Origin of the sequence: Streptomyces sp. NPDC005728 (genome assembly GCF_040630895.1) — a bacterium.
In the GTDB taxonomy this organism is placed as follows: domain Bacteria; phylum Actinomycetota; class Actinomycetes; order Streptomycetales; family Streptomycetaceae; genus Streptomyces.
This window is the reverse complement of record NZ_JBEXYL010000027.1, coordinates 46,979-70,510: the sequence shown is the minus strand read 5'-3', so window position 1 is coordinate 70,510 and position 23,532 is coordinate 46,979. Positions and strand designations below refer to the sequence as shown.

The following is a 23,532-nucleotide window of genomic DNA, read 5'->3' as shown; positions in this document are numbered from 1 at the left end:
CAGGATCAGCAGCAGAAGCAGGATGAACAGCAGAAGCAGGATCAGCAGCAGAAGCAGGATGAACAGCAGAAGCAGGATCAGCAGCAGAAGCAGGATGAACAGCAGAAGCAGGATCAGCAGCAGAAGCAGGATCAGCAGAAGCAGGATCAGCAGCAGAAGCAGGATGAACAGCAGAAGCAGGATGAACAGCAGAAGCAGGATGAACAGCAGAAGCAGGATCAGCAGCAGAAGCAGGATCAGCAGCAGAAGCAGGATGAACAGCAGAAGCAGGATCAGCAGCAGAAGCAGGATCAGCAGCAGAAGCAGGATCAGCAGCAGAAGCAGGATCAGCAGCAGAAGCAGGATCAGCAGCAGAAGCAGGATGAACAGCAGAAGCAGGATCAGCAGAAGCAGGATCAGCAGAAGCAGGATCAGCAGCAGAAGCAGGATCAGCAGCAGAAGCAGGATCAGCAGCAGAAGCAGGATCAGCCCCAGAACCAGAATCAGCCCCAGAACCAGAATCAGCAGGGCGGCGACGGAGGGGGCAACGGAGGCGGCAACGGTGGCGGCAACGGTGGCGGCGGCGGAGGCGGCCAGTAGGAGTGGCCGGGCGAGCCGCCGGGAGACGTGAGCAGCGCCTCAGGACTGCCCGACGCGCCTCGGGGTACGAGGACTGGTGCAACAGCGACCGGCCCCGACCGGGCTTCCGAGAGAGACAGGCATGACCGACCACCTGGGCGGGGCAGTGATACCGACTGGTTTCGATGTACCCGTGGAACCGCTGCGACGTGCGGCGCACTACACCGGCGAACCCGGATGCATCGCCGAGGCACGGGCGTTCGCCGCTCGGTTCCTTCAGCAACTGAGGACGGAATGGTGCGCCGACATCGACAGCCGGGCCGACGGTGAGCTGCTCCTCGTCGTGAGCGAGCTGGTCACCAACGCGGACCGGCACAGCAGCGGCCCGTACATCCTGGAGCTGGAAGGCACGGACACCGTGGTCCGGGTGGCCGTGTACGACAGCAGCTCGACGCTGCCCCGCCGGTACCCGAGGAATCCCGAGCGCGTCGGCCGGCACGGTCTGGAGATCGTGCACGCCCTGGCCGACGAGGTGACCGTGGAGTGCGTACCGGTCGGCAAGCGCGTGTGCGCGCGAGTGGAACTGCGGGAAGGACGGCCGTGCGGGGTCGTAGGGTGAGCGGGTGAGCGACGAGGTGAGCGACCGAGCCCGTGTGATCCCGCTGCGCGCGCAGCCCGTGCGCCCGGACGCGCCGGAGCCCGCTGTGAGGGAGCCCCTGTGGCGCGATCTGGTCGGTGAGGTGCTGCGCCGTGAGCGGCTGGCGCAGGAGCGTACGCTGCGGGACGTGGCCGACGCGGCCCGGATCTCCCTGCCCTACCTCTCCGAGATCGAGCGCGGCCGCAAGGAGGCCTCCTCGGAGGTCCTCGCGGCTGCCGCCCATGCCCTGGGCCTCGGCCTCGGCGACCTGCTGTCGCTCACCCACGGCGAGCTGGCCCGGCAGACCGGTCCGGCCCGCCGTACGGCCCCGGCACCGCAGCACCGCGAGCCGTACAACGGGCTGTGCCTGGTGGCCTGAGGCACCGTCAGCCGACGCCCTTCTCACGCAGCTCCCGGAAGAAGGCCCGGACGTCGGCGACCAGCAGATCCGGCTCCTCCATGGCCGCGAAGTGCCCGCCCCGGTCGAACTCCGTCCAGCGGACGATGTTGTCCGTGCGCGCCGCCCTGTGCCGCAGCGGGATCTGCAGTTCGGCGGGGAACACCGCCAGAGCGGTCGGTGCCGTGGACGGCTCGGCGGGCGCGGCCACGCGGCCCGTGGCGTGCGCGCGCTCGTAGTAGATCCGGGCGGACGAACCGGCGGTCCGGGTCAGCCAGTACAGCATCACGTTGGTCAGCAGCAGGTCCCGGTCGACCGCCTCCTCGGGCAGCTCCTCGGAGTCCGTCCACTCCCGGAACTTCTCGATGATCCAGGCGAGCTGCCCGACCGGCGAGTCCGTGAGCGCGTACGCCAGGGTCTGCGGCCGGGTGGAGTGCAGCAGTGCGTACGCCGAGGCGTCGCCCATCCACGCCGACCAGCGGCGCCATGAGGTGAGCGTGCGCTCCCGCTCCTCGGGGCCGAGCGCGGCCAGCTCCTCCTCGGTGGGCTCGCTGGTCGCCTGCGCGCCCGGCAGCAGGTTGAGGTGGACGCCGATCACCCGGTCGGGACGGGCACGGCCCAGCTCGCGGGAGATCCCCGCGCCCCAGTCGCCGCCCTGCGCGCCGAACCGTTCGTAGCCGAGGCGTCCCATCAGTTCGGCCCACGCGTCGGCGACCCGGCCCGCCTCCCAGCCGGTGTCCGTCGTGGGCCCGGACAGCCCGAACCCGGGGATGCCCGGCACCACGACGTGGAACGCGTCGGCCGGATCCCCGCCGTGGGCCGCAGGATCGGTGAGCGGCCCGACGACGTCCAGGAACTCCACGATCGAGCCCGGCCAGCCGTGCGTGACGATCAACGGGGTGGCGTCCGGCTCCGGCGAGCGGACGTGCGCGAAGTGCACATGCGCCCCGTCGACGGTGGTCGTGAACTGCGGCCACTCGTTCAGCCGTGCCTCGGCCGCACGCCAGTCGTACTCGTACCGCCAGTACCGCACGAGTTCCCGCAGGTATTCCGGCGCCACCCCGTACGCCCAGCCTGCCCCGGGCAGGCCGTCCGGCCAGCGGGTGCGGTCGAGGCGGTCGTACAGGTCGTCCAGGTCGCTCTGGGGGACCGACAGGCGGAAGGGCTGGATGCTCTCGGCAGGCGAAGAGGTCATGGCCCGGATGCTAGTGCGGGACCGTTGTCACCCAGGCGGATTAATCGGCGGCCCGGCCGATGAGTTTCGCCGCGCGGACCGGTCGATACGGGTGACCGCGTTCCATGCTCCAGGAGGTGCTCATGACCACGGACGGATTCACCACGTGTCTCTGGTTCGACGGCCAGGCCGAGGAGGCCGCCGACCACTACGTGTCGATCTTCAAGAACTCCAGTGTCGGGCGCGTGGGCCGCTTCACGGAGGCGGGCCCCGGCCCGGCAGGCTCCGTGCTGGCCGTGGAGTTCACGGCCAACGGCCAGAAGTTCGTCGCGATCAACGGCGGCCCCGAGTTCGCCTTCAGCGAGGCGATCTCGTTCCAGATCTTCTGCGCCGACCAGCAGGAGATCGACTACTACTGGAGCAGGCTCACCGAGAACGGCGGCGCGGGCGGCCCCTGCGGCTGGCTCAAGGACAGGTACGGCGTCTCCTGGCAGGTCGTCCCCGACGGTCTCATCGACATGATCGGGGACCCGGACCCGGAGAAGGCGTCGCGCACCACCCAGGCCATGTTCGGCATGGGCAAGCTCGACATCGCCGCGCTGGAGAAGGCGTACGCGGGCGAGTAGCGCGTCGGGGCAGCCGCCGTCACCCGGCCTCGGCGAGGATCTCGGCGATCACATGCCGGGAGTTCTCGGCGAGCGCCGGGTTGGTGTGCCAGTAGTAGGGCAGCTGGATCAGTGAGATCGACAGCGCCCAGCCCCGCCCGCGCGCCCACTCGGCGTCGTCGGCACCGACGGTCTTGCGGAAGGCGGCGCGGGCGGTCGGAGGCAGCAGGTTCCAGGCCACGATCAGGTCCACGGCGGGATCGCCGACCCCGGCGCAGCCGAAGTCGATCACCGCGCTCAGCCGTCCGCCGGAAACCAGCACGTTCCCGGGCGCCAGGTCGCCGTGCAGCCAGGCCGGTGCCGCGTCGTGCTCCGGCACGCGCAGCGCGCGCTCCCACAGGGCCGTCACGGCGTCCGTGTCGATCCTGCCGGCCAGTTGCTCCAGGGCCGCACGGGTCAGCGTGTCCCGGGTCGCGAGCGGGGCGCCCCGGCTCGCGGCCGGACCGTCCTGCGGGTCGGTCCGGCGCAGTGCGGCCACGAACGCACCCAGCTCCTCGGCCAGCCGTTCCGGCGCCTCGACGGCACCCGCGACCGGATTGCGCCCGTCCAGCCAGCGGTACACCGACCACGGCCAGGCGAAGCCCTCGTCCGGCTCGCCGACCCCCACCGGCTCGGGCGCGGCCACCGGCAGGTGCGGTGCCAGACGGGGCAGCCAGTGCTGCTCGTGCGCCACGTCGGCCACGGCACCGGGATAGCGGGGCAGCCGCACCACCAGATCCGTCCCCAGCCGGAACATCGCGTTCTCCGTACCGGACGACGCCAGTCGCCGTACCGGCAGCGCCGCCCAGGCGGGGAACTGCCGGGCGATCATCCGCCGCACCAGCGGGGCATCGATGTCGACCTCGTCCTCGCGCATCTTCACCGCACACATGGGCCCCTATCCAACGGCCCGGCACGCCCGCTGTCGAACGAAATAGACGAGGGCGGGGGCGGTGTCACCGGACACCGCCCCCACCGGTCTGCGCCGGGATCAGACCCGGTCGGCCACGATGAGCAGGTACTGGAAGCTGCCGTTGCGGTAGGCGGTCAGGAAGGTGTCCTCGATACCCGTGACCAGGTGGTCCGCCTCCTTGCGCAGTTCCCAGTACGGGATGGTGGCCGCCGTCAGATCCTCGACGTGCACCGGCACCAGCCGGTTGCGGGCCATCGCCCGGAAGTACTCCGACCGCGGATGGATGTCGCAGATGTAGTGCGCGTTGATCAGCGACACCTCGCGGGAGGCCTGCCCGTAGGTGTCGTTGTAGCAGCCGGTGATCACCACGTACCGTCCGCCGCGGCGCAGCAGCCGGGCGTGCTCGGCGAACAGCAGGTCCAGCTCGACGTACATCGTGGACTCGTTGTTCCACGACGCCGCGTAGGCGCCGGACGTGAAGCCGGTGTCGAGCATGTTGCGGTGGTGGTAGCGCACCTTGCCGTCGATGCCGCGTCGGCGGGCCTGCTCGTTGGCGAAGTCGGCCTGCTTCGCGGAGATCGTGACGCCGTCGGCGTGGCAGCCGTACCCCAGATGGGCAGTGACACTGCCGCCGCCGCGGCCGCAGCCGGCGTCGAAGACCCGGTCGGCGGGGGACAGCGGCCCCAGGTGGGAGGCGAGCAGCTCCGCCTGGGCGTGCTCCAGGCGGTGCAGTTCGCCGGTGATGAGGTCCCGTCGCCGGTCCGGGTCGGGTTCGTCGAGCATCGAGCGGTCGGCGGCACCGATGCCGTAGTGGTGGTGGTACAGGTCGTCGATCTTGCCTAGTTCGAGGTTGACCGGGTTCTCCTCGGCGTTCCAGTACTCCGCGACGCGGTTCTGGTACGTGGACTGGGCCGGCACCGGAACGGTCGCGATCCTGGCTGCGGGGACGGTCGTCAAGGGTGACTCCTCGTTGTGCATGTGACGGTGTTCCGTTGAGCGTGTGGCTGTTACCAGTAGTCGGGCAGGTGGTAGCGGTGGGTGTTGGTGGAGTGCCACTCGTGGTTGCCGGCGACCCAGTCGGACAGCCCCTGGGCGTACCGCTCCACGAGGGGAGAGGTGGCGGACAGCACGGCCGACTCCTCCTCGAAGGCGTCCATGATCCGGTTGTGGATCTCGACGGACTTCAGATAGGCGCCCTTCAGTCCGCAGCGCTCGTTGGCCGCGACGACCTGTGGCAGGTTGAGGTGGGTCGGATCGCTCGCCAGCTCCTTGGTGAAGGAGTACAGGTCGTTCATGACGGTGGTGGCGTTGCAGGCCAGGGCGGTGATCCTCTGGATCTCCGGCCGGGCGTAGACCTGCTCGGGCAGTTCGTAGCCGTCCACCGCGTCCACGAGCGACAGACAGGGGCGGAAGTTGTTGAACTGCCGCATCACCAGGTACTCCCAGACCCGCGGCTTGTACCCGGTCTCCATCCAGGCGGCCTCGCCCAGATAGCCGAGGTGCAGCCGGGCCATGTCGTACACGAACCGGTCGGTCTGGCTTGGCGTGGCGAAGGCGGCGTAGTCCGCGAGGGCGAAGTGGTACGAGCGCAGCGGACCGTCGGCCCGGATGCCCTCGCGCCACTCCTCCTCCAGCTCCGGGGTGCCGTGGTAGGGGTCCAGCGCCGACTGGGCGATGATCAGCGGTCCGCCCAGACCGCGCCGCGATCCGCCCCGGCCCTCGTCCTCCTCGCAGTAACAGGAGTCGACGATGTTCTCGGCGAGCAGCAGCTTGCCGGCGGCGGTGAGGCGGTCCAGGTCGAGGGCGCCCGGATGTTGCAGTACGACGGCCCGGCCGAACTGGAAGCCCGAGAAGTCCCCCTTCCAGGCCTCGGGAAACAGATCCAGGTCACGGGCCCAGGTCTCCAGGCGGCGATCGATCTCGGCGGCCTTCTCCGGGTCGGCGGGAGCGACGGGCCGGTGGTGCAGCCCCGGGATCACCCCGGTGCGCTTCGGCCTGCGCATGCTCTCGGCGATGTTCGGTGGCCCGGGCAGCGTGTAGGAGTGGGTGGGTGCGCTCATGGCGTGCTCCAGGCCGTCAGTCGGCGGACCGGCCGAGCTGGACGTTCTCCAGGATCCCTGCGGCGTCGGGGACCAGGATGGCCAGCGAGTAGTAGGCGGTGACCAGGTAGTTGATGATCGCGGCAGTGTCGATGCCCATGAAGCGGACGTTCAGGCCCGGCTGGTACTCCTCCGGGATGCCGGTCTGGTAGAGGCCGACGACGCCCTGATCGGCCTCGCCGGTGCGCAGCGCGATGATGCTGCTGGTGTGGTTCTCGGTGACCGGGATCTTGCTGCACGGGAAGATCGGCACCCCCCGCCAGGCCGGCACCTCATGGCCGTCGACGTTCGCGGTACCGGGCACCAGGCCCCGCCTGTTGCACTGCCGGAAGAAGGCAGCGATCGCCTTCGGATGGGCGAGGAACACCTTCGTCTTGCGCCGCATCGACAGCAGCTCGTCCATGTCGTCCGGCGTCGGCGGCCCCGTGTAGGTACTGATCCGCTGGCCGTAGTCGACGTTGTGCAGCAGCCCGAACTCCCGGTTGTTGACCAGCTCCCACTCCTGCCGCTCGCGGATCTCCTCCACGGTCAGCCGGAGTTGCTGGGCGGTCTGGTCCATCGGGTGGTTGTAGAGGTCGGCGACCCTGGTGTGCACCCGCAGCACGGTCTGGGTGAGGGACAACTCGTACTCGCGCGGCGCGAGTTCGTAGTCGACGAAGCCGCCCTGCAGCGTCGGCTCGCCGACGTGGCCGGCCTGGACGGGGACCTCCGCCTCGCCCTTGCGGTTCATCGGCTTGAGCTGCCGCTCGACATACGCGTGCAGGTGCGCGGCGAGGGACGGCACCCGCGCGGTGAACTCCTCCACCACGGCCCAGGGCAGCGCCAGCACCACACCGGCGGTCTCCGCGCGGACCGAGGTCAGCCAGAGCGGATCGGACTGGCCGACCGCCTCGTCGCCCATCTGGTCGCCGTCGGTGACGCCCCCGATGACCTCCTCCTCGCCGTACTTTCCGGAGGTGTACCGCGTGAACCGTCCGTGCACCACCAGGTAGGCCTCGGTGACCGGCTGCCCGGCCTCGAACAGCACCTGGCCGGCGCGCACCTCCCGGGTCTGGAAGCGCGTGGCCATCTCCCGCAGCACGTCCGTCTCGGGATACCCGCGCAGGATCGGCAGCTCGGTCAGCGTCTCGGGGATCACCCGGATGTCGTCGGCACCGTTCTGCTCGAAGTGCACTCGCCCGCGTCCGGTGCGCAGTTGCAGACGTCGGTTGACCCGGTACGCGCCTCCCTTGACGTCCACCCACGGCAGGGTCTTCAGCAGCCATCGCGAGGTGATGGCCTGCATCTGCGGTTCGGACTTGGTGGTGGTGGTGAGCTGACGGGCCGCCTGCGTGCTCAGGCTGGTCAGCTGCCCGTCGGCCGGGGGCCCGGGGTCGGGTTCGTCGACTGCGGAACCGGTGGCGATGTCCGGAGTGGACACATCTCCTCCTGCGGAGAGGCGAACAGGGGTGATTCGGATCGGTCGGTGGTGCGCGGGGTGCCGGTGCGCTCGGACCAGCCAAACAGGACGCGTGATCCGCGGGTACAGCGCGAAAGGGGCGGTTTTGATCAACGCGTGGTGCAAACCTGCCGTTGAGAGCGTGCGGCGGTGGCTTCCGTGATCGCGCGCCGGTGTCCCGCTACCGCGCCCCGGGCGGGTCGGAGTTTGGGTGACCGACCGTTCGGCGCGCGGGCCGACCTCGGGGTGACTAGCGTGAGGTAGCGGGAGAAACCGTCCGACCGAGAGGGTCCCGACCATGGCCGTGCAACCTGAAGGAACGCCCTGCTGGGCCGATGCGATGTTCAGCGACCTGGAGGGCGCCAAGAGCTTCTACGGCGACGTCCTCGGCTGGACCTTCGGCGAGTCGTCGTCGGAGTACGGCAACTACACGCAGGCCTACGCGAACGGCAAGGCGGTCGCCGCCGTCGTACCCCCCATGCCCGGCCAGGAGGGGCAGTCGCAGTGGTGCCTGTACTTCGCCTCGCCGGACGCCGCCGCCACGGCGGCGAAGATCCGGGACAACGGCGGGGAGGTGCTGATGGAGCCGATGCAGGTCGGCGACTTCGGGACGATGTGCCTGGCCCGTGAGCCCAGCGGAGCCGTGTTCGGTGTGTGGCAGGCGGGCACCCACGAGGGCTTCGAGGCGACCGCGGTGCCGGGCGCCTACTGCTGGGCCGAGGTCTTCACCCGCGAGCCCGAGAAGGCGGACCCCTTCCTGACCGCCGTCTACCCGTACCGGGCCAAGCAGATCGAGGACGACGCGGTCGACTTCCGTCTGTTCGACATCGGCGAGAACGCCGTCCTCGGCCGGATGCGGATGACCGACGACTTCCCGCCCGAGGTGCCGTCGTACGTGAACGTGTACTTCAGCGTCGACAACTGCGACGAGGCCGTGGCCCGGGCCACCAAGCTCGGCGCGATCCTCCGCTTCGGGCCGATGAGCAGCCCCTTCGGCCGCTTCGCGGCGCTCACCGACCCGCAGGGCGCGAACTTCTCGGTGATCGACATCACGACCACCGAGGGAGACATGCCGAAGATCAAGGACGTCTGACCGGTCGCCCGCGGCAGGACGCGTCCCGGTGGCCGGCGCGGCCATGGCATGATCGACGGCATGCGTGAACGTGTGGTGGCCGCGTGCGACGGGGCTTCGAAGGGAAACCCCGGGCCGGCCGGATGGGCATGGGTGGTCTCCGAGGACGAGCGGACCCCCGCCCGCTGGGAGGCGGGCCCGCTCGGCCGGGCCACCAACAACGTCGCCGAACTGACCGCCCTGGAGCGCCTGCTGGCGGCGGTCGACCCGGACGTGCCGCTGGAGATCCGCATGGACTCCCAGTACGCGATGAAGGCGGTCACCACCTGGCTGCCCGGCTGGAAGCGCAACGGCTGGAAGACGGCCGCCGGTAAACCGGTGGCCAACCAGGACCTGGTGGTCCGCATCGACGAACTGCTCGACGGCCGGTCCGTCGACTTCCGCTACGTCCCCGCCCACCAGGTCGACGGCGACCCGCTGAACGACTTCGCCGACCGCGCCGCCAGCCAGGCCGCCTCGGTCCAGGAGGCGGCCGGCAGCGCCCTCGGCTCCGCGGAGCCGCCGCCGTCCCCCGACACCCCCAAAGCGGCCGCCCCGCGCAAGAAGGCGCCCCGCCGCACCGGCGGCGGAGCGCCCTCCCGCACCATCAAGGCGAAGTTCCCCGGCCGCTGCCAGTGCGGCCGCCCCTACGCCGCCGGCGAGCCCATCGCCAAGAACGCCCAGGGCTGGGGCCACCCGGAGTGCCGTGACGCCGAGGCCTGATCAGGCGTCGAACGTGTAGAACTTCGTGTGGTCCAGCAGGTCCGCCGGACGCACGTTGTTCCACGGCTTCATCGTGTCGTTCAGGTCGATGACGTCCGGCGTCCCGCCGGTCGGCACATAGCCGACGCCCGGGTGCCGGCGCTGCCACTCGGCCCACAGCTTGTCTATGTAGGCGTGGTGCAGCCAGAACACCGGGTCGTTGGGGGAGACGCCGGTGGCCATCTGCCCGCCGACCCACACGTGGACCCGGTTGTGCAGATTGACCCCGCGCCAGCCCTCGAGGTGGTTGCGGAATCCGTCGGAGGCGCTGTTGTACGGCGCCATGTCGTACGTGGACATCGCGAGCACCGACTCCACCTCCGCGCGCGTCGGCAGCTCGCGCACGCCCGTGCCGAGCGAGCGGCGCAGGAACGTACGGCCGTCCACCCGGACGCTGACCGGCCAGTTGCCGCCGCCCGCGGCGAACGGGCCGTCCATCACCCGGCCGTCGGAGCTGCGCCCGGTTCCGCCGAGGAAGTCCGGCGCCCACAGCGAGGCGCGTACCGTGCGGTCGGTGCTCCAGTCCCAGTACGGCAGCGCGACCGTGGAGTCCACCGATTGCAGCGCCTGTTCGAAGTCGAGCAGGAATCTGCGGTGCCAGGGCAGGAAGGACGGGGAGCGGTGGCCGGTCCGCTCGCCCGAGTCGGTGTCGGACATGATGAACTCGTTGTGCGTGCGGACGAAGTCGTCGTAGCGTCCGTTGCGCTTGAGTTCGAGGACGGCGCCCACGAAACGGCGCTTCTCGTCGGCGGTCAGGGTGGCCTGGTTCTTGCGTACGGTCATGTGCGTGGTGCTCCGGATGTCCTTGCGGGGGCGGTCAGTTGGCGGGGAACGGCAGCAGCGGGGCGCCCTGCAGCTCGTCCACCGCGGCACGGGCGGCGGCGCGCGGCGTGGCCACCGGGTCGTAGTGGCTGACGACGCTGATCCAGCTGCTGTCGGCGTTCTGCATCACGTGCAGCTCCACCCCGTCTATGAACACGGCGTATCCGGCGCCGTGTTCGTGGTGGTGTCCGCCCGCGCCGGACGGACGGCCCTGTATCCGGCGGCCCTTGTAGACCTCGTCGAAGGATTGCGGGGAGCCGTGCTGGTGTTCGGCGGCCGATGTGCCGGACGCGATGAGCGTGGCGGCCGAGGCCGTGGCGGCGACGGCGGCCGCCGCGGTGAGCGCGCGGCGCCGGGTGAGTTCGGGCATGCGGGTCCTCCTGTGGGGGGTGTTCGAGTGGTGACTCCGCATGCCTACCGGGCCGCTCGGGAGAGGAAGAAATCGCCCGGAACCGGTTGGCTGTGATCCGGACAATTAGCCACATGTCGTGCAAGATTGAACCAAGATGATCTTGCTGTGGAGATGGTCCCTTCTGCTGCGGAACGGGGAATTCCTTGCCGGAACGTCAGGGATTCCGGCGATCTTTCTCGTTCGGTGCCCGCCCGAGTGGCGCGGGTCACCGCGCCAGACTGACGCGATCCGGAAGTCCGGCCGCGCCCTCGCGACCGGATCCGTGACCGGATCCGACGCCGCACCCCGCCCTCGCGGAGCTGCGCACCGGCGACCGGACCGGTTGCTTCGCCGGGTGGAGCCCAGGTCGAGCCCTCGTCCATATCCAGTGGTGAATGGTCATTCACTCGGCAAGGTGAATTACTATTCACCGAAACCCCGAGACCTCCACAGGAGCGCAGATGGACCACCCAGGCCCGATAGCCCTGCCGCCCGGCACTCCCGTCGAGGCACCCCGGCTGCGGGACCGCCTCACCATCCCGGTGCTGGCGTCGGGCGGCATCCTCATGGCCGTCATGCAGACCGTGGTCGTACCGCTCCTGCCCGACCTGCCCCGGCTGACCGGAGCCTCGGCGGCCACCGTCTCCTGGATGGTCACCGCGACCCTGCTTTCCGGAGCCGTGCTCACCCCCGTGCTCGGCCGGGCCGGCGACATGTACGGCAAGCGCAGGGTGCTCACCGGCGCGCTCGCCCTGATGACCGCCGGCTCGGTGATGTGCTCCCTGTCCTCCGACATCGGCGTGCTCATCGCGGCCCGGGCGCTCCAGGGCGCCGCCGCCTCCGTCGTCCCGCTGTCGATCAGCATCCTGCGCGACGAACTCCCGCCCGAGCGCCGGGGCTCGGCGGTCGCCCTGATGAGTTCCACCGTCGGCATCGGCGCCGCCCTCGGCCTGCCGCTCGCCGCGCTGGTCATCCAGTACGCCGACTGGCACACCATGTTCTGGCTGACCAGCGCCCTCGGCGCGCTCGGCGTTGCGGCCACCTGGTGGGCGGTCAGGGAGTCGCCGGTACGGGAGCCCGGCCGCTTCGACGTCCTCGGCGCGCTGGGCCTGGCCGCCGGACTGGTGTCCTTGCTGCTCGGCGTGTCCCAGGGCGGCCAGTGGGGCTGGGGCAGCCCCAGGATCCTCGGCCTGTTCCTCGCTGCCGTGGCCGTCCTCGCCCTGTGGTGGTGGCACCAGTGGCGCGCCGAGCGCCCGCTGGTCGACCTGCGCCTCGTCACCCGGCCCCGGGTCGGGCTGTCCCACGTGGCGGCGGCGCTCACCGGATTCGCCTTCTACGCCAACTCGCTGGTGACCGCCCAGCTGGTGCAGGCACCGAAGGCCACCGGCTACGGCCTAGGGCTGTCCCTCGTCGCCACCGGCCTGTGCCTGCTGCCCGGCGGCGTCACCATGCTGCTCTTCTCCCCCCTGTCCGCCCGCATCTCCGCCGCGCGCGGCCCGCGCATCACCCTCGCCCTCGGTGCCGCCGTCATCGCCTGCGGCTACGCGGTCCGTATAGCCGACAGCCGCGACCTGTGGATGATCATCCTGGGCGCCACGATCGTGGCGACCGGCACCACCCTCGCCTACTCCGCGCTCCCGACCCTGATCCTGCGCGCCGTCCCGGCCGCCCAGACCGCCTCCGCCAACGGCGTCAACGTCCTGATGCGCACCATCGGCCAGGCCACGTCCAGCGCCGCCGTCGCCGCCGTCCTCGTGCACCACAGCAGCCCCGTCGCCGGCATACCGGTGCCGACGCTGCACGGCTATCTGCTGGCGTTCGCGATGGCCGGCGCGGTCGCCCTGGCCGCCTGCGCCGCGGCCCTGTCCATCCCGGGCGACGGGCCCGCCGACGGCACCCGGCGCGCCCGCGGGGCCACCCGGGGCGCCCGCGACGGGGCGATGGAGGGAGCATGAGTGCCGTGAGCACTCCATCCCACCCGCGGGCAGCCGCCCCCGACGCCCCTGCACGCCGCGACGCCGAGGCCACCAAGGCGGCCATCCTCAAGGCCGCCCGCTCGCTGCTGGCCCGGCACGCGCACGCCGACATCACCCTCAAGGCCGTCGCCGAGCGGGCCGGCGTCAGCCCGCCGTTGATCCTGAAGTACTTCGGCAACAAGGACACCCTCTTCGCCCGGGTGATGTCCTTCGACACCGACGCGGACGACCTGCTCGACGCGCCCCTGGCGGACCTGGGCCGCCACATGGTCCGCCATGTACTGGCCAGCCAGCGCGAGCGCGGCGCCGACCCGCTGCTGCGCATCGCCTTCGCACCCCTGCACGGCGACCACGGCGAGACCCTGCGCGCCAACTTCCGGGCCCAGGTGACCGACCGCCTCGCCGGCCGGCTCACCGGCCCCGACGCGGGCCTGCGTGCCGAACTGGCCGTCGCCGGTCTCCTCGGACTCGGCGTCATGTACGGCATCGCGCGCGGCCCGCACCTGCGCGAGACCGACATCGACGCCATCGCCGACCGCTACGGGCCCGTCGTACAGGAACAGCTGACGCCCGGCACCTGAGTCACTCGACGGCCTGCGGGCCGGTCAGCAGCGCCTCCGCGCACCTGCGGAACGCCGCGAGCAGGCGGCCGTTGTCGCCCGCGCGGGTCGCCAGCGCGACATGGCTCGGTTCGACGCCGTGCAGCGCGATCGAGGTGAGACCGGGGCGGATGCGAATGCCGGGGATGCCCGCCGCGATCGCCACCGCCTGTCCGGAGGCGACGAGTTCGAACTTGTCCTCGATGTCGTCGATGTACGGACCGTCGGGGGCCGGGCTGCCGTCGGGCCGGGGGTCGATGCGCCAGAACGCGTCCCAGAGCCGGTCGGGGACCCGGGGGAGCGGCTCGTCGGCGATGTCGTCGACGGTGACCGACTCCTTGCCCGCCAGCCGGTGGTCGAGCGGGACGACCAGGACGCGCGGTTCGTCGTAGAGGACTGTCACCCGCAGGCCCTCGGTGACGAACGGCAGCCGGGCCACGAGCGCGTCCACGCGGTGGTCGAGCAGCGCGTCCCGCGCCTCGTTCCAGCGCAGATGTGCGGTCCGCACGTCGGCGTCCGGGAACCTGCGCCGCAGGTCGCGCACGGCCGGGGTGACGAAGACGCCGGTGGTGTAGCCGACGGTGATCCGGGTGGGCTCGGCGGCGGCCCGGGCGACGGCCGCAGCCTGGGCGGCGGCACGCAACAGCGCCTTGGCACGCGGCAGGAAGGCCTCCCCGGCCTCGGTGAGCCGGGTGCCCTGCGGGGTGCGGTCGAACAGCCGCGCCCCCAACTGCTGCTCCAGACGCCGCACTTGGCGGCTCAGGGACGGCTGGGCGATGTGCAGGGCGGTCGCGGCACGGCCGAAGTGCCGGTGCTCGGCCACGACCGTGAAGTACCGCACCAGCCGAAGGTCGAGGTCCACGGGGGCGGCCGAGTCGGTCATGCCCCAAGAGTACTGCCGCACGAGGTCCGATTGGACGCTCATAGCGGCGCTGAACTGCGGTGATGCCTGATGTGCATTGCTCCATGCGAAACAGGCTTTGGACCTGGACCCGGCCCCGGGCCAACGATGAAGTCATTCCCACCCAGCATCCGAGGAGCTAGATCAACCATGCGTGTTTTCGTCACCGGTGCCACGGGGTTCGTCGGATCCGCCGTGGTTCCCGAACTCGTCGCCGCCGGACACGACGTCGTCGGCCTCGCCCGCTCCGACGAGGCCGAGGCCTCGCTGAAGTCGGCCGGAGCCGAGGCGCACCGCGGCAGTCTGGACGACCCCGGGGGCCTGGCCCGCGCCGCGGCCGCGGCCGACGGCGTGATCCACCTGGCCTTCGTCCACGACTTCACCGACATCTACGCCGCGGGCGCCACCGACCTGCGCGCCATCGAGGCGATCGGCGCCGCCCTGGCCGGCTCCGGCAAGCCCTTCCTGGTCACCTCCGGCACCGGGATCGCCCGGGCGGACGGTGTGGTCACCGAGGAGGACGGGCCCGCCCCGGGCGGACACCGGACCGCGTCCGAGGAGGCCACGCTCGCGCTGGCCGAGCGCGGGGTGCGGGCCTGCCTGGTCCGGCTCGCACCCTCCGTGCACGGCCGGGGCGACCACGCCTTCGTGCCGCGCCTGATCGAGATCGCCCGGGCGAAGGGTGTGTCGGCCTACGTCGGCGACGGCGCCAACCGCTGGACGGGCGTGCACCGTTCGGACGCGGCCCGCCTGTACCGGCTGGCCCTGGAGTCCGCGCCGGCCGGCACCCGGCTGCACGCGACCGACGAGGAAGGGGTGCCCTTCCGGGACATCGCCGCGGTCATCGGCCGGCATCTGGACCTGCCCGTCGTCGGCGTGGCCGCCGAACAGGCCGAGGACCACTTCGGCTGGCTCGGCCGGTTCGCCGCCGCCGACTGTCCGTCGTCGAGCGCGCTGACCCGCAGGCTCCTCGGCTGGGAGCCGCAGGGGCCCGGCCTCCTCGCGGACCTCGACGAGGGCCACTACTTCCAGGCGTAGTCAGCGCAGGAGACGGTCGAGGAAGCCGTTCGAGAACACCCGGTGCGGGTCCAGGCGGTCGAGGATCCCGACCGCCTGCTTCCACACACCCGCCTCGAACGAGCCCGGCACCGTGGTGCCCAGCACCTCCGCGTCGCTCCAGACGGCGTCCTCGGTGTACGCCCAGCCCTTGGACCACTCCGCGCGCGCGAGGGCGTACCCGCCGTCGTAGGTGCCGAGCAGGAACTGTTCCAGCTCGCGCAGGAAGGCCTCCGCGTCCGGTGTGCCCGGCAGGGTCAGCACGTCCAGCCAGACCGCCGTGTCCCAGTCGGGCCGGGCCCCGCTCGGCCGCAGGGCGGACAGCAGCGGGGCGCGGGCGCCGTCCACGCCGGTGTCGGCGGGGTCGTCGAGGCCGGTGACCCGGATCTCCACCGAGCCGTTGACCGGGAAGCGGCCCTGCGCCGCGTACGCGTCGAGCCGCTCGCGGTAGTGGCGGGTGAACTCGTGCACCACCCGCTGTACGCCGGCCCGCGAGGTGAGGACCGCGTACCCGTTCGCGGTCACTCGCAGCGTGGTCGGCCTGAGATACAGAAGGGTGTTCTTCGACGGCCCCCACAGGTCGGCGGAGAGCGTGGCCACCAGCCCCAGGTCGGCCACGTCGAGCTGCGCGTTGCCCAGCACCGGCGCCAGGTACCAGGCCGCGTCCGCGACGATCCGCCCCACCAGGTCGGCGACGACGGTCGGCACGCTGTCGGAGAAGGGGTAGTTGTACGGCGAGGTGACGTGCCGTGAGGTCAGCGGCTTGACCGGCGCGACGCTCCACTCCTTCAGCCACGGGAATTCGGTGAAGGCGAACCAGATCGCCTCCACCCGGCCCGAGCGCCGCAGGAAGGTCTCCAGGGTGCGCCCGCCGGAGCCCGGGGCAGCGAACAGCTCAGGCGCCGGGATGTCGGTACGGCTGACACAGCGCAGACTGCGCTCCGGCCCGACCCGCAGCACCACCTCCGTCACGAAGGACCGCCCGAGATGGGCGAGCAGCGCGGCACAGTCCGCCTCCGTACGGCGGAACGTCCGGAGGACATAGTCTCCTTCGCCCTCGTCCCACACCACCGCGGTCAGCTCCAGCACCCGGTTGCTCAGCGAGCCGTACGTCGTGCCGGCCGGCGGGCGTTCGCCGACGGCCGGCACGGCCGTGCCGTGCGCGTCGATCGCCAGGGCGCCGCCGAGCGACAGATCGCCGGGCGCGGGCGTCGCGGTGAGGCCGAGACCGTGCTCCTCCAGGAAGGTGAGCAGGGTTTCGAGGGTCACCCCCGTGCCGGCGCGCACCGCCGACGCAGACTCCAGCGCCAGACCGGTCAGATGGGTCACGGTGTCGACCAGCAGCACCTTGGTGTCCGCCGTGGTCCCCTCCGAGACCGTCAGCGGCGACCAGCCGTGCGAGCAGCCCCGTGCCCGGACCCGCCACCCGCTGCGCCACGCCCAGTTGACGACGGCGAGCACCTGCTCCGGGCCGGTCGGGGCACAGGCCCACAGCCCGTCCACGGAGATCTCGCCCACCCAGTTGCGATACGCCGAGCGGTGCAGTGCCACCTCGGCCGGAAACCCGGGCAGTTCGGCCGCGGCGAGGGCGGGATCGGCCGCCACCAGCACCGGTACGGCGGCAAGCGCGGCGGCGGCGCGCAGGAGCCCGCGACGGCTGATGGGCGCCGAACCATCGCTCCTCGAAAGGAAGTTGTCAACTGAGCGATCAAACACGGATTCACGCTAAGGGGCTGCTTGACGGCAACCGCCCCTCTGTCGAGACCTGTCACCCGGGCGGGTGAAAAAGCGCGACCGGCCGCGGAGCCACCCGTTCCGCGGGATGCGGGACCGGATGACACACTGACGCCATGGACGAACGCGTGATCGGCAGGTCGGGTCAGTGGGCATCGGTCGTCGGACTCGGCACATGGCAGCTGGGCGCCGACTGGGGCGACGTGGACGACAAGGAGGCCCTGTCCGTGCTGGAGGCGGCCGCCGAGTCGGGGGTCACCTTCTTCGACACGGCCGACGTGTACGGGGACGGGCGCAGCGAGTCGACCATCGCAGCCTTCCTGAGCGGCCGGCCCGACCTGCACGTGCTGGTGGCGACCAAGATGGGCCGCCGGGTCGAGCAGATCCCCGAGAACTACGTCCTGGACAACTTCCGCGCCTGGAACGACCGGTCCCGCCGCAACCTCGGCGTCGACCGCCTCGACCTGGTGCAGCTGCACTGCCCGCCCACCCCCGTCTACTCCTCGGACGAGGTGTTCGACGCACTCGACACCCTGGTGGCCGAGGAACGGATCGCCGCGTACGGCGTGAGCGTGGAGACCTGTGCCGAGGCGCTGACCGCGATCGCCCGGCCGAACGTGGCGAGCGTGCAGATCATCCTCAACCCGTTCCGTATGAAGCCCCTGTACGAGGTGCTCCCGGCGGCACGGGAGGCGGGTGTCGGCATCATCGCGCGCGTGCCGCTCGCCTCCGGCCTGCTGTCGGGGAAGTACACCGAGGACACGGTCTTCGCCGCCAACGACCACCGCACCTACAACCGGCACGGCGAGGCTTTCGACCAGGGCGAGACCTTCTCCGGTGTCGACTACGCGACCGGAGTCGAGGCGGCTGCCGCGTTCGCCGCGCTCGCTCCCGAGGGGTACACCCCGGCCCAGCTGGCCCTGCGCTGGATCACCGAGCAGCCCGGCGTGACCACCGTCATTCCCGGCGCCCGCAACCCGGAGCAGGCCCGCGCCAACGCGGCCGCCGCCAAGCTGCCGCCGCTGCCCGAGGAGACGTCCGCCGCGACCCGCGACCTGTACGAGCGCCGGATCAAGGAGCAGGTCGAGAACCGCTGGTAGCACCCGGGCGGCCCGTTTCAACGAACGTCCGGGCGGTTACCCGCACGGCATGACGCAGGCGGTACCGAGAAGGGGGCGAAACGAGACCGAGGAGGAGCGGGCCGACCGGATGTGGGGCGACCTGATCCAGGAGGTCCGGGTGGCCCAGACGGGCGTGCAGATCCTGTTCGGCTTCCTGCTGACCGTCGTCTTCCAGCCGAAGTTCGCGCGACTGTCCGACACCGACCAGCACATCTACATCGTGACCGTCGTCCTGGGCGCCTGCGCGACCGGCGCCCTCATCGGGCCGGTCTCCCTGCACCGTCTGGTCGCCGGCCGCCGGGTCAAGCCCCGGGCGGTTCGGCTGGCCTCCCGGATGACGAACGTCGGCCTGGTCCTGCTGCTCGCCACCATGACCTCGTCCCTGCTGCTGATCCTTCGGGTGGCCACGCAGGACGGCTATGTGCCCTGGCTGGTCGCGGTCGTCGTCGCCTGGTACCTGGTGTGCTGGTACGGACTGCCGCTGTGGGCACGCAGCCGGCACACCAGCCGGCCGGACGACTAGGCGGCCGTTCGGGCCTCCAGGGCGGCCAGCTGGCGGTCGTGGGCCCTGCTGAGCAGCAGCAGCGACAGCACGGCGCCGATCAGGGCGCAGAACATGTCCCACTGGGTGTCCCACACATCGCCCTGGGTGGCGAGGAAGGCGTCCGCGCTGTGCCCGCCGATCTCGGCGGCCGCCCACTCCAGCAGTTCGAAGCAGGCGCTGAACGCGAGGCAGGCGCACACGGTCAGCGGGGCCAGCCAGCGGCTGCCGCGCAGCGGCGAGGTGCGGCCGAGCAGTTCGCGTACGAGAACGGCCGGTACGAAGCCCTGCATCAGGTGCCCGAACCGGTCGTACGGGTTGCGGGACAGACCGAAGGTGTCCCGCACCCGGTCGCCCAGCGGCACCTGCGCGTACGTGTAGTGGCCGCCCACCGCGAGGACCAGGGCGTGCACGGCCAGCAGCCCGCACAGCAGCCCGGTCAGCGGGAACCGCCGCCAGACCAGCACCACCAAGGGCAGCCCGACCAGCGCCCAGACCGTCTCCAGAAGCCACGTCGTGCGGTCCCGCACGTCCCACGCCGACACGCCGAGGCCCACGGCCACGACGCCCGCGAACAGGACGGGCGGCACGCGGCGCGGCACGGTACGCGGGACGGGGTGCACTGCGGTCATGGCGGGGCTCCTTGCCGTGGGAGTCGAAGGAGCCCCATCGTGGCGCCGGCCGGCGGGCGCGGGCATGAGTACCGCTACTCACCCCGTGGTGGGGATGCTCACCCCTGCGACGGATTCCCGTGGGCTCCGCGCAGCGCGGACAGGCAGGTGCCGATGGCCTGCTGGAGTTCCTCCAGGCGCTGGACCATGTCGTCCTCGTAGAAGTCCTGGGCGTCGTCGAAGGTCAGCTCCTCGAACGCCCGGGTCGCCTTCTGCAGGCTGCTGTAGAACTTCGTCCGCTGCTCCTGGACGCGCAGGTCGGGGTCGGCCTCGACCGTCTCGGCGACGAGGGTCTTCATGGTGTCGTAGGCCTCGGTGGCCCACTCGCCGGTGTCCTCGCCGTCCTCCAGCTCGTCGATCAGCGACAGGTGCCGCTCGGCCTCCTCGCGCAGCCCGGCGGGCGCGTCCACGGTCTGTCCGGCCGGAGTCCGGATCTGGCCGGACTCGGCGATCTGCCGGACGTAGCCGATCCGGTCGGCTGCCCGGCTCTCGCTCGCCACGGCCTTCTTCAGGTCGTCGGTGCGTACCACGTCCCGCGCCAGCTCGGCCTGGAGGTCCGGGTCCTCCTTGAGCCGGTCCAGCAAGGCGGAGCGGGCGGCGCGGGCGGTGGAGGGGTCGGCGAGGATCGCGGCGCGCAGCGCGGTGGGGTTCTCGGCGACCTCCAGGGCCTTGGTGGGGCGGATGCCCTCGGCCTCGGCGGCCTCGGCGATGGCGGTGCCGCGCTCGGAGGTGGCGCTGTTGCGGGAGACGTAGTAGCTCAGCCACACGTCGGCGTCCGGGAGTTCGACGTCCTGGCCCGGCTGAAGGGCCTCGAAGTGCGGGACGAGACCGTCGTCGGCCGCACGGTCCCAGGTCTTGTAGTAGCGCATGACCCGCTCGGGCGAGCAGCCGGCCAGCTCGGCGAACTCCTTCGCGGACACCTTGGGCGTCTCACCGGCCGCCTGCCCGCCCGGCCGTACGCTGCGCGCCACCATCAGCGCGAAGGCCCAGCCGCCGGTGCGTGCGTAGACGCCGAACTCGCGTGCGTCCCGCGCCACGAGGTCGGACAGGGGCGCCGCGGCCGGGGCGGACGTCTCGGACGGGTCGATCGCAAGGGTCACGGATGACTCTCCTGGAGGCAGGTCGGGGCGGGACCGCACTCGGTGCTTGAGTGCAGTCAGGAAGCCTATATGGACCCATTGGCTCTGCTTTGACGGCCCCGGCCCCCGGTCCCGTGGCGCCGAGGGGCGTCGGTCAGCTCTTCGGTTCGCGGAAGGTCTGCAGGAAGGTCTTCAGCGCGAGCCGGTTGACGGAGTCGTCCCACGCCCCGGCCGGTGTGGTGAAGCGCAGGGAGAAGCTGCGCCCGCCGCCGAGCAGGAATCCGCGCCCGAAGGTGTGCCCCCGTGTGTCGCCGGACCCGGACAGCCACTCCAGGTCGGCGGCCTTGTGACCCTGGTAGGTGGTGGCCGCGACGGTGCCGATCCGGTGGTAGCCGGGGAGCCGTTCCAGATCCGGTTCGACGTCGTCGCGCCACACGGCGACCGGGTCCGTGCCGGCGCGCTCGCTGTAGGTGACGGCGAGGGTCGGGGAGGCGCCGTCGATGCCGAAGGTGATGCGGTAGGCGTCGGCCGCGCGTGCGGTGGTCAGCCGCTTCCAGCCGTCCGGCAGGGCCACGGAGAAGCCCTCCGGGGCGGTGTAGCGGTGGTATCCGGCAGGCAGGGACGGGGAGGCGGAGGCGGTCGGGCTCGCGCTGGGGCTGGCGCTCGGACCGGGGGTGTTGTTCTCCGTGCGGCCGGCCGGGGGGGTGGCCGTGGCGGTCGGCCGGGAGGGCGCGGCGGTCGAGGTGCCGGACGACTGGTGCGTCGCGGCCAGGACGGCGGCCGTGACGGTGACCGCGGCCAGCGCGGTCCCGGCCGCCATCATCCGTCTGCTCCGTCCAGGGCCGGCGTGGAGCACGGCCGCATAGGCGCTGCGCAGCCGGGGCACGGGCGCGGGGTACCGGTCCGCTTCGGCGTCCTCGTCGAGGGCCCGGGTCAGGGCCTCGCGGATCACCGGCCGGGTCAGCCGCTCCCGGGAGTTCTTGCGCAGCAGCCCCTGGACGGTCTGGGTGAGCGGGCCGGTGCGCAGCGGGGCGCGCAGGGGCAGGCGGTCCACGGCCTTCAGGGTGGCGTCGGGACGACCCCGGTCGCGGAACGGCGGGCGTCCCTCGGCCATCGTGTAGAGGATCGCGCCCAGTGCCCACAGGTCGGCGGCCGGTCCGATGCGCTCGTCGCGAGCCTGTTCCGGCGAGGCGTACGACGGTGCCGTGAGCCTCGGGGCCAGGGTCGCGCCCGCCAGCCCGAAGCCGGCCACCACGACCGGGCCCGCCTCGCGGACGAAGACCTGGCCGGGGCTCAGCTCGCCGTGGGTGATGCCCTCGTCGTGGGCGGCCTCGAGCACCGCGAGGAGTTCGAGGCCGATCCGTGCCGCCCGCACCGGGTGGAACGGGCCTTCGCGGTCGAGGAGTTCCCCGAGGGGGGTGCCCTCGATCCAGTCCGTGACCGTCCACAGGGTGCCCGCCTCCACGACGGCGTCGACGACGGTGGCGACCTGGCCCGGACAGAGAAGCCGCATGATCTCGGACGTCCGGACGACCCGGGCCGTGGCGCGGCGCACGGTGTCCGGGTCGGAGGTCTCCGGCAGGGCGGTCTGTGCCACCAGGCGGGGCTGGTTCGCCGTCACGTCCTCGGCGTACCACCACAGGCGGTTCGTCTCGCGGGAGAAGACCTCAAGGAGCCGGTACCGGCCGGCGACCAACTGGTGTGCGGAGACGTGCGCCTTGACCATTGTCATCCCTCGCTGAAACCCCTGCCTCGTCTTGCCCAGAGGTACGCGGGAGGCTCGGGGGTGCGTTCAAAGAATCCAAAACTCCTCCCCCTTCCTGCCTTTTATTCAACTCTTCGAAAGGGCTTGCTAGTTTGGGAAAACATCGCGTGGCCGGGCATCGACCTGCGGGTAACCGACGGTAAATGCCCGGCCGCGCCGCTGCGTTCAGAGCAGTCCGAAGCGGTCCGCCCATCCGATGAGATCCCCCGGAGTCGCATTCCCCCCGCACACCACGAGCCCCAGGCGGGCGCCGTCACCGACGCGGGCCAGCACCTGCCGGGCCGCCGGCAGCAGACAGCCCGCGGCCGGCTCGGTCCACACCTTGGCGCGGTCGGCGAGGTCCAGGCAGCCCTGCACGGCCTCCCGGTCCGGGACCACCAGGACCTCCTCGACCAGCGCGGACACATGGTCGTACGTCAACTGCGACACGGACGGCGCGCTGAGCGTGGTGACGATCGAGGACACCGGTACCGGCAGCGGGCCGCCCGCCTTGAGCGCGGCGGACATGGCCTCGGCGCCCTCCGTCTCCACGCCCCACACCCGCACGTCCGGACGCAGGGCGCGCAGCGCGGCCGCCACCCCCGCGATCAGGCCTCCGCCGCCGATGCTGACGATCACGTCCGTCAGCTCCGCGCCGTCCTCGGCGAACTCCAGTCCCACGGTGCCCTGTCCGGCGATCACGACCGGATCGTCGAACGGGTGGACCAGGGTCAGCCCCTCGTCCCGCAGCCGGAGCACCAGCTCGAAGGCGCTGTCCATGCCGTCGGTCAGCCGCACCGACGCCCCGGCCTTCCCGGCCAGCTCGATGGAGCGCGCCGGCGCGGTGCGCGGCATGACCACGGTCGCCTTCACGTCCAGGGCCGCCGCCATCACCGCGAGGGCGATCCCGTGGTTGCCGCCGCTGACCGCGACCACACCGGCCGCCCGCTCGGCCTCGCTCAGCGACAGCAGCTTGGCCGTCGCCCCGCGTGCCTTGAACGAACCGGTGCGCTGGAGCAGTTCGAGCTTGGCCGTGACCGGGGCGCCGAGCAGCTCCGTGAGGCCGGGGCTCGGCACGGTCGGCGTCCGTACGACGTGTCCGGCGATCCGTTGTGCGGCGGCTTCGATGTCCGAGATGCCGATCAAGGTGGTTCACCTTCCCGG

The 23,532-nt window shown here is 71.5% G+C and carries 23 protein-coding genes and 1 pseudogene; 11 read left to right on the top strand and 13 right to left on the bottom strand.

Annotated elements, in window-relative coordinates; genetic code table 11:
- From ABZ471_RS20050 to ABZ471_RS20040, 3 genes and pseudogenes are all read left to right on the top strand, one after another.
- A pseudogene (locus tag ABZ471_RS20050) lies at positions 1-579 on the top strand (hypothetical protein); the annotation flags it as partial.
- Positions 580-700: 121 nt separating this feature from the next.
- Positions 701-1,177, top strand: a complete 477-nt coding sequence (locus ABZ471_RS20045; RefSeq protein WP_359068113.1) for an ATP-binding protein — start codon at positions 701-703, stop codon at positions 1,175-1,177.
- Between the two features lie 4 nt (positions 1,178-1,181).
- Positions 1,182-1,574: a helix-turn-helix transcriptional regulator gene (locus ABZ471_RS20040; RefSeq protein WP_359068112.1), complete on the top strand. Its 393-nt coding sequence runs from the start codon at positions 1,182-1,184 to the stop codon at positions 1,572-1,574.
- 7 nt (positions 1,575-1,581) lie between these two features.
- Here the strand turns inward: ABZ471_RS20040 and ABZ471_RS20035 are convergent, their stop codons facing one another.
- Complete coding sequence (locus ABZ471_RS20035; protein WP_359068111.1) at positions 1,582-2,787, bottom strand: epoxide hydrolase family protein; 1,206 nt, start codon at positions 2,785-2,787, stop codon at positions 1,582-1,584.
- Between the two features lie 122 nt (positions 2,788-2,909).
- On the opposite strand from ABZ471_RS20035, the gene ABZ471_RS20030 reads away from it, so the two are divergent.
- Complete coding sequence (locus ABZ471_RS20030; protein ID WP_359068110.1) at positions 2,910-3,392, top strand: VOC family protein; 483 nt, start codon at positions 2,910-2,912, stop codon at positions 3,390-3,392.
- A gap of 19 nt (positions 3,393-3,411) precedes the next feature.
- On the opposite strand, the gene ABZ471_RS20025 is transcribed toward ABZ471_RS20030, so the two are convergent.
- The 4 genes from ABZ471_RS20025 to ABZ471_RS20010 form a co-directional block, all read right to left on the bottom strand.
- Entirely contained in the window at positions 3,412-4,302 is an 891-nt protein-coding gene (locus tag ABZ471_RS20025; RefSeq protein ID WP_359068109.1) for an aminoglycoside phosphotransferase family protein, read from the bottom strand.
- A 99-nt stretch (positions 4,303-4,401) separates the two neighbouring features.
- A complete protein-coding gene (locus ABZ471_RS20020) occupies positions 4,402-5,301 on the bottom strand; it encodes a geranyl diphosphate 2-C-methyltransferase (protein WP_359068108.1) in 900 nt (299 codons plus the stop codon).
- A 29-nt stretch (positions 5,302-5,330) separates the two neighbouring features.
- On the bottom strand, positions 5,331-6,383 hold the full coding sequence (locus ABZ471_RS20015; RefSeq protein ID WP_359068107.1) for a family 2 encapsulin nanocompartment cargo protein terpene cyclase: 1,053 nt from the start codon (positions 6,381-6,383) through the stop codon (positions 5,331-5,333).
- A 16-nt stretch (positions 6,384-6,399) separates the two neighbouring features.
- Entirely contained in the window at positions 6,400-7,842 is a 1,443-nt protein-coding gene (locus ABZ471_RS20010) for a family 2B encapsulin nanocompartment shell protein (protein WP_359068106.1), read from the bottom strand.
- A gap of 316 nt (positions 7,843-8,158) precedes the next feature.
- Between ABZ471_RS20010 and ABZ471_RS20005 the strand changes: the two genes are divergently transcribed.
- Complete coding sequence (locus ABZ471_RS20005) at positions 8,159-8,953, top strand: VOC family protein (RefSeq protein WP_359068105.1); 795 nt, start codon at positions 8,159-8,161, stop codon at positions 8,951-8,953.
- A gap of 48 nt (positions 8,954-9,001) precedes the next feature.
- The gene (locus ABZ471_RS20000) at positions 9,002-9,694 is read left to right on the top strand and encodes a ribonuclease H (protein ID WP_359068104.1); all 693 of its coding nucleotides are present in this window, start codon (positions 9,002-9,004) and stop codon (positions 9,692-9,694) included.
- Here the strand turns inward: ABZ471_RS20000 and ABZ471_RS19995 are convergent, their stop codons facing one another.
- Together ABZ471_RS19995 and ABZ471_RS19990 are read right to left on the bottom strand one after the other, a co-directional pair.
- Complete coding sequence (locus tag ABZ471_RS19995) at positions 9,695-10,516, bottom strand: tyrosinase family protein (RefSeq protein WP_359068103.1); 822 nt, start codon at positions 10,514-10,516, stop codon at positions 9,695-9,697. It lies immediately after the preceding gene.
- A 34-nt stretch (positions 10,517-10,550) separates the two neighbouring features.
- The gene (locus ABZ471_RS19990; RefSeq protein ID WP_359068102.1) at positions 10,551-10,925 is read right to left on the bottom strand and encodes a tyrosinase cofactor; all 375 of its coding nucleotides are present in this window, start codon (positions 10,923-10,925) and stop codon (positions 10,551-10,553) included.
- 482 nt (positions 10,926-11,407) lie between these two features.
- Between ABZ471_RS19990 and ABZ471_RS19985 the strand changes: the two genes are divergently transcribed.
- Together ABZ471_RS19985 and ABZ471_RS19980 are read left to right on the top strand one after the other, a co-directional pair.
- Positions 11,408-12,901 (top strand): MFS transporter, encoded by a 1,494-nt coding sequence (locus ABZ471_RS19985; protein WP_359068101.1) that lies wholly within the window; start codon positions 11,408-11,410, stop codon positions 12,899-12,901.
- Positions 12,898-13,503 carry a TetR family transcriptional regulator gene (locus tag ABZ471_RS19980; protein WP_359068100.1) on the top strand — a complete coding sequence of 202 codons (606 nt, stop codon included), beginning with the start codon at positions 12,898-12,900 and terminating at the stop codon, positions 13,501-13,503. The genes ABZ471_RS19985 and ABZ471_RS19980 overlap by 4 nt, the downstream gene beginning before the upstream one ends.
- Position 13,504: 1 nt before the next feature.
- Here ABZ471_RS19980 and ABZ471_RS19975 read toward each other — a convergent pair whose 3' ends face one another.
- Positions 13,505-14,404, bottom strand: a complete 900-nt coding sequence (locus tag ABZ471_RS19975; RefSeq protein ID WP_359068099.1) for a LysR family transcriptional regulator — start codon at positions 14,402-14,404, stop codon at positions 13,505-13,507.
- Positions 14,405-14,572: 168 nt separating this feature from the next.
- Between ABZ471_RS19975 and ABZ471_RS19970 the strand changes: the two genes are divergently transcribed.
- Positions 14,573-15,460: an SDR family oxidoreductase gene (locus ABZ471_RS19970; protein ID WP_359068098.1), complete on the top strand. Its 888-nt coding sequence runs from the start codon at positions 14,573-14,575 to the stop codon at positions 15,458-15,460.
- On the opposite strand, the gene ABZ471_RS19965 is transcribed toward ABZ471_RS19970, so the two are convergent.
- The gene (locus tag ABZ471_RS19965; RefSeq protein ID WP_359068097.1) at positions 15,461-17,194 is read right to left on the bottom strand and encodes a cholesterol oxidase substrate-binding domain-containing protein; all 1,734 of its coding nucleotides are present in this window, start codon (positions 17,192-17,194) and stop codon (positions 15,461-15,463) included.
- 134 nt (positions 17,195-17,328) lie between these two features.
- On the opposite strand from ABZ471_RS19965, the gene ABZ471_RS19960 reads away from it, so the two are divergent.
- A complete protein-coding gene (locus ABZ471_RS19960) occupies positions 17,329-18,312 on the top strand; it encodes an aldo/keto reductase (protein ID WP_359068096.1) in 984 nt (327 codons plus the stop codon).
- Between the two features lie 49 nt (positions 18,313-18,361).
- Complete coding sequence (locus tag ABZ471_RS19955; RefSeq protein ID WP_359068095.1) at positions 18,362-18,856, top strand: DUF6328 family protein; 495 nt, start codon at positions 18,362-18,364, stop codon at positions 18,854-18,856.
- Here ABZ471_RS19955 and ABZ471_RS19950 read toward each other — a convergent pair.
- From ABZ471_RS19950 to ABZ471_RS19935, 4 genes are all read right to left on the bottom strand, one after another.
- Positions 18,853-19,506, bottom strand: a complete 654-nt coding sequence (locus tag ABZ471_RS19950; protein WP_359068094.1) for a DUF2238 domain-containing protein — start codon at positions 19,504-19,506, stop codon at positions 18,853-18,855. The genes ABZ471_RS19955 and ABZ471_RS19950 overlap by 4 nt on opposite strands.
- Positions 19,507-19,604: 98 nt before the next feature.
- Entirely contained in the window at positions 19,605-20,645 is a 1,041-nt protein-coding gene (locus ABZ471_RS19945; RefSeq protein ID WP_359068093.1) for a hypothetical protein, read from the bottom strand.
- A 133-nt stretch (positions 20,646-20,778) separates the two neighbouring features.
- Positions 20,779-22,356 carry a protein kinase gene (locus ABZ471_RS19940; RefSeq protein ID WP_359068092.1) on the bottom strand — a complete coding sequence of 526 codons (1,578 nt, stop codon included), beginning with the start codon at positions 22,354-22,356 and terminating at the stop codon, positions 20,779-20,781.
- A 198-nt stretch (positions 22,357-22,554) separates the two neighbouring features.
- On the bottom strand, positions 22,555-23,514 hold the full coding sequence (locus tag ABZ471_RS19935) for a threonine/serine dehydratase (protein ID WP_359068091.1): 960 nt from the start codon (positions 23,512-23,514) through the stop codon (positions 22,555-22,557).
- Between the last annotated feature and the right edge of the window lie 18 nt (positions 23,515-23,532).

Bases quoted from the DNA above. Each gene is read 5' to 3' on its own strand.
- ABZ471_RS20045 (WP_359068113.1), top strand. From the start codon at position 701: ATGACCGACCACCTGGGCGGGGCAGTGATACCGACTGGTTTCGATGTA.
- ABZ471_RS20035 (WP_359068111.1), bottom strand. From the start codon at position 2,787: ATGACCTCTTCGCCTGCCGAGAGCATCCAGCCCTTCCGCCTGTCGGTC.
- ABZ471_RS20030 (WP_359068110.1), top strand. From the start codon at position 2,910: ATGACCACGGACGGATTCACCACGTGTCTCTGGTTCGACGGCCAGGCC.
- ABZ471_RS20025 (WP_359068109.1), bottom strand. From the start codon at position 4,302: ATGTGTGCGGTGAAGATGCGCGAGGACGAGGTCGACATCGATGCCCCG.
- ABZ471_RS20020 (WP_359068108.1), bottom strand. From the start codon at position 5,301: ATGCACAACGAGGAGTCACCCTTGACGACCGTCCCCGCAGCCAGGATC.
- ABZ471_RS20015 (WP_359068107.1), bottom strand. From the start codon at position 6,383: ATGAGCGCACCCACCCACTCCTACACGCTGCCCGGGCCACCGAACATC.
- ABZ471_RS20005 (WP_359068105.1), top strand. From the start codon at position 8,159: ATGGCCGTGCAACCTGAAGGAACGCCCTGCTGGGCCGATGCGATGTTC.
- ABZ471_RS20000 (WP_359068104.1), top strand. From the start codon at position 9,002: ATGATCGACGGCATGCGTGAACGTGTGGTGGCCGCGTGCGACGGGGCT.
- ABZ471_RS19995 (WP_359068103.1), bottom strand. From the start codon at position 10,516: ATGACCGTACGCAAGAACCAGGCCACCCTGACCGCCGACGAGAAGCGC.
- ABZ471_RS19990 (WP_359068102.1), bottom strand. From the start codon at position 10,925: ATGCCCGAACTCACCCGGCGCCGCGCGCTCACCGCGGCGGCCGCCGTC.
- ABZ471_RS19985 (WP_359068101.1), top strand. From the start codon at position 11,408: ATGGACCACCCAGGCCCGATAGCCCTGCCGCCCGGCACTCCCGTCGAG.
- ABZ471_RS19980 (WP_359068100.1), top strand. From the start codon at position 12,898: ATGAGTGCCGTGAGCACTCCATCCCACCCGCGGGCAGCCGCCCCCGAC.
- ABZ471_RS19975 (WP_359068099.1), bottom strand. From the start codon at position 14,404: ATGACCGACTCGGCCGCCCCCGTGGACCTCGACCTTCGGCTGGTGCGG.
- ABZ471_RS19970 (WP_359068098.1), top strand. From the start codon at position 14,573: ATGCGTGTTTTCGTCACCGGTGCCACGGGGTTCGTCGGATCCGCCGTG.
- ABZ471_RS19960 (WP_359068096.1), top strand. From the start codon at position 17,329: ATGGACGAACGCGTGATCGGCAGGTCGGGTCAGTGGGCATCGGTCGTC.
- ABZ471_RS19955 (WP_359068095.1), top strand. From the start codon at position 18,362: ATGACGCAGGCGGTACCGAGAAGGGGGCGAAACGAGACCGAGGAGGAG.
- ABZ471_RS19950 (WP_359068094.1), bottom strand. From the start codon at position 19,506: ATGACCGCAGTGCACCCCGTCCCGCGTACCGTGCCGCGCCGCGTGCCG.
- ABZ471_RS19940 (WP_359068092.1), bottom strand. From the start codon at position 22,356: ATGACAATGGTCAAGGCGCACGTCTCCGCACACCAGTTGGTCGCCGGC.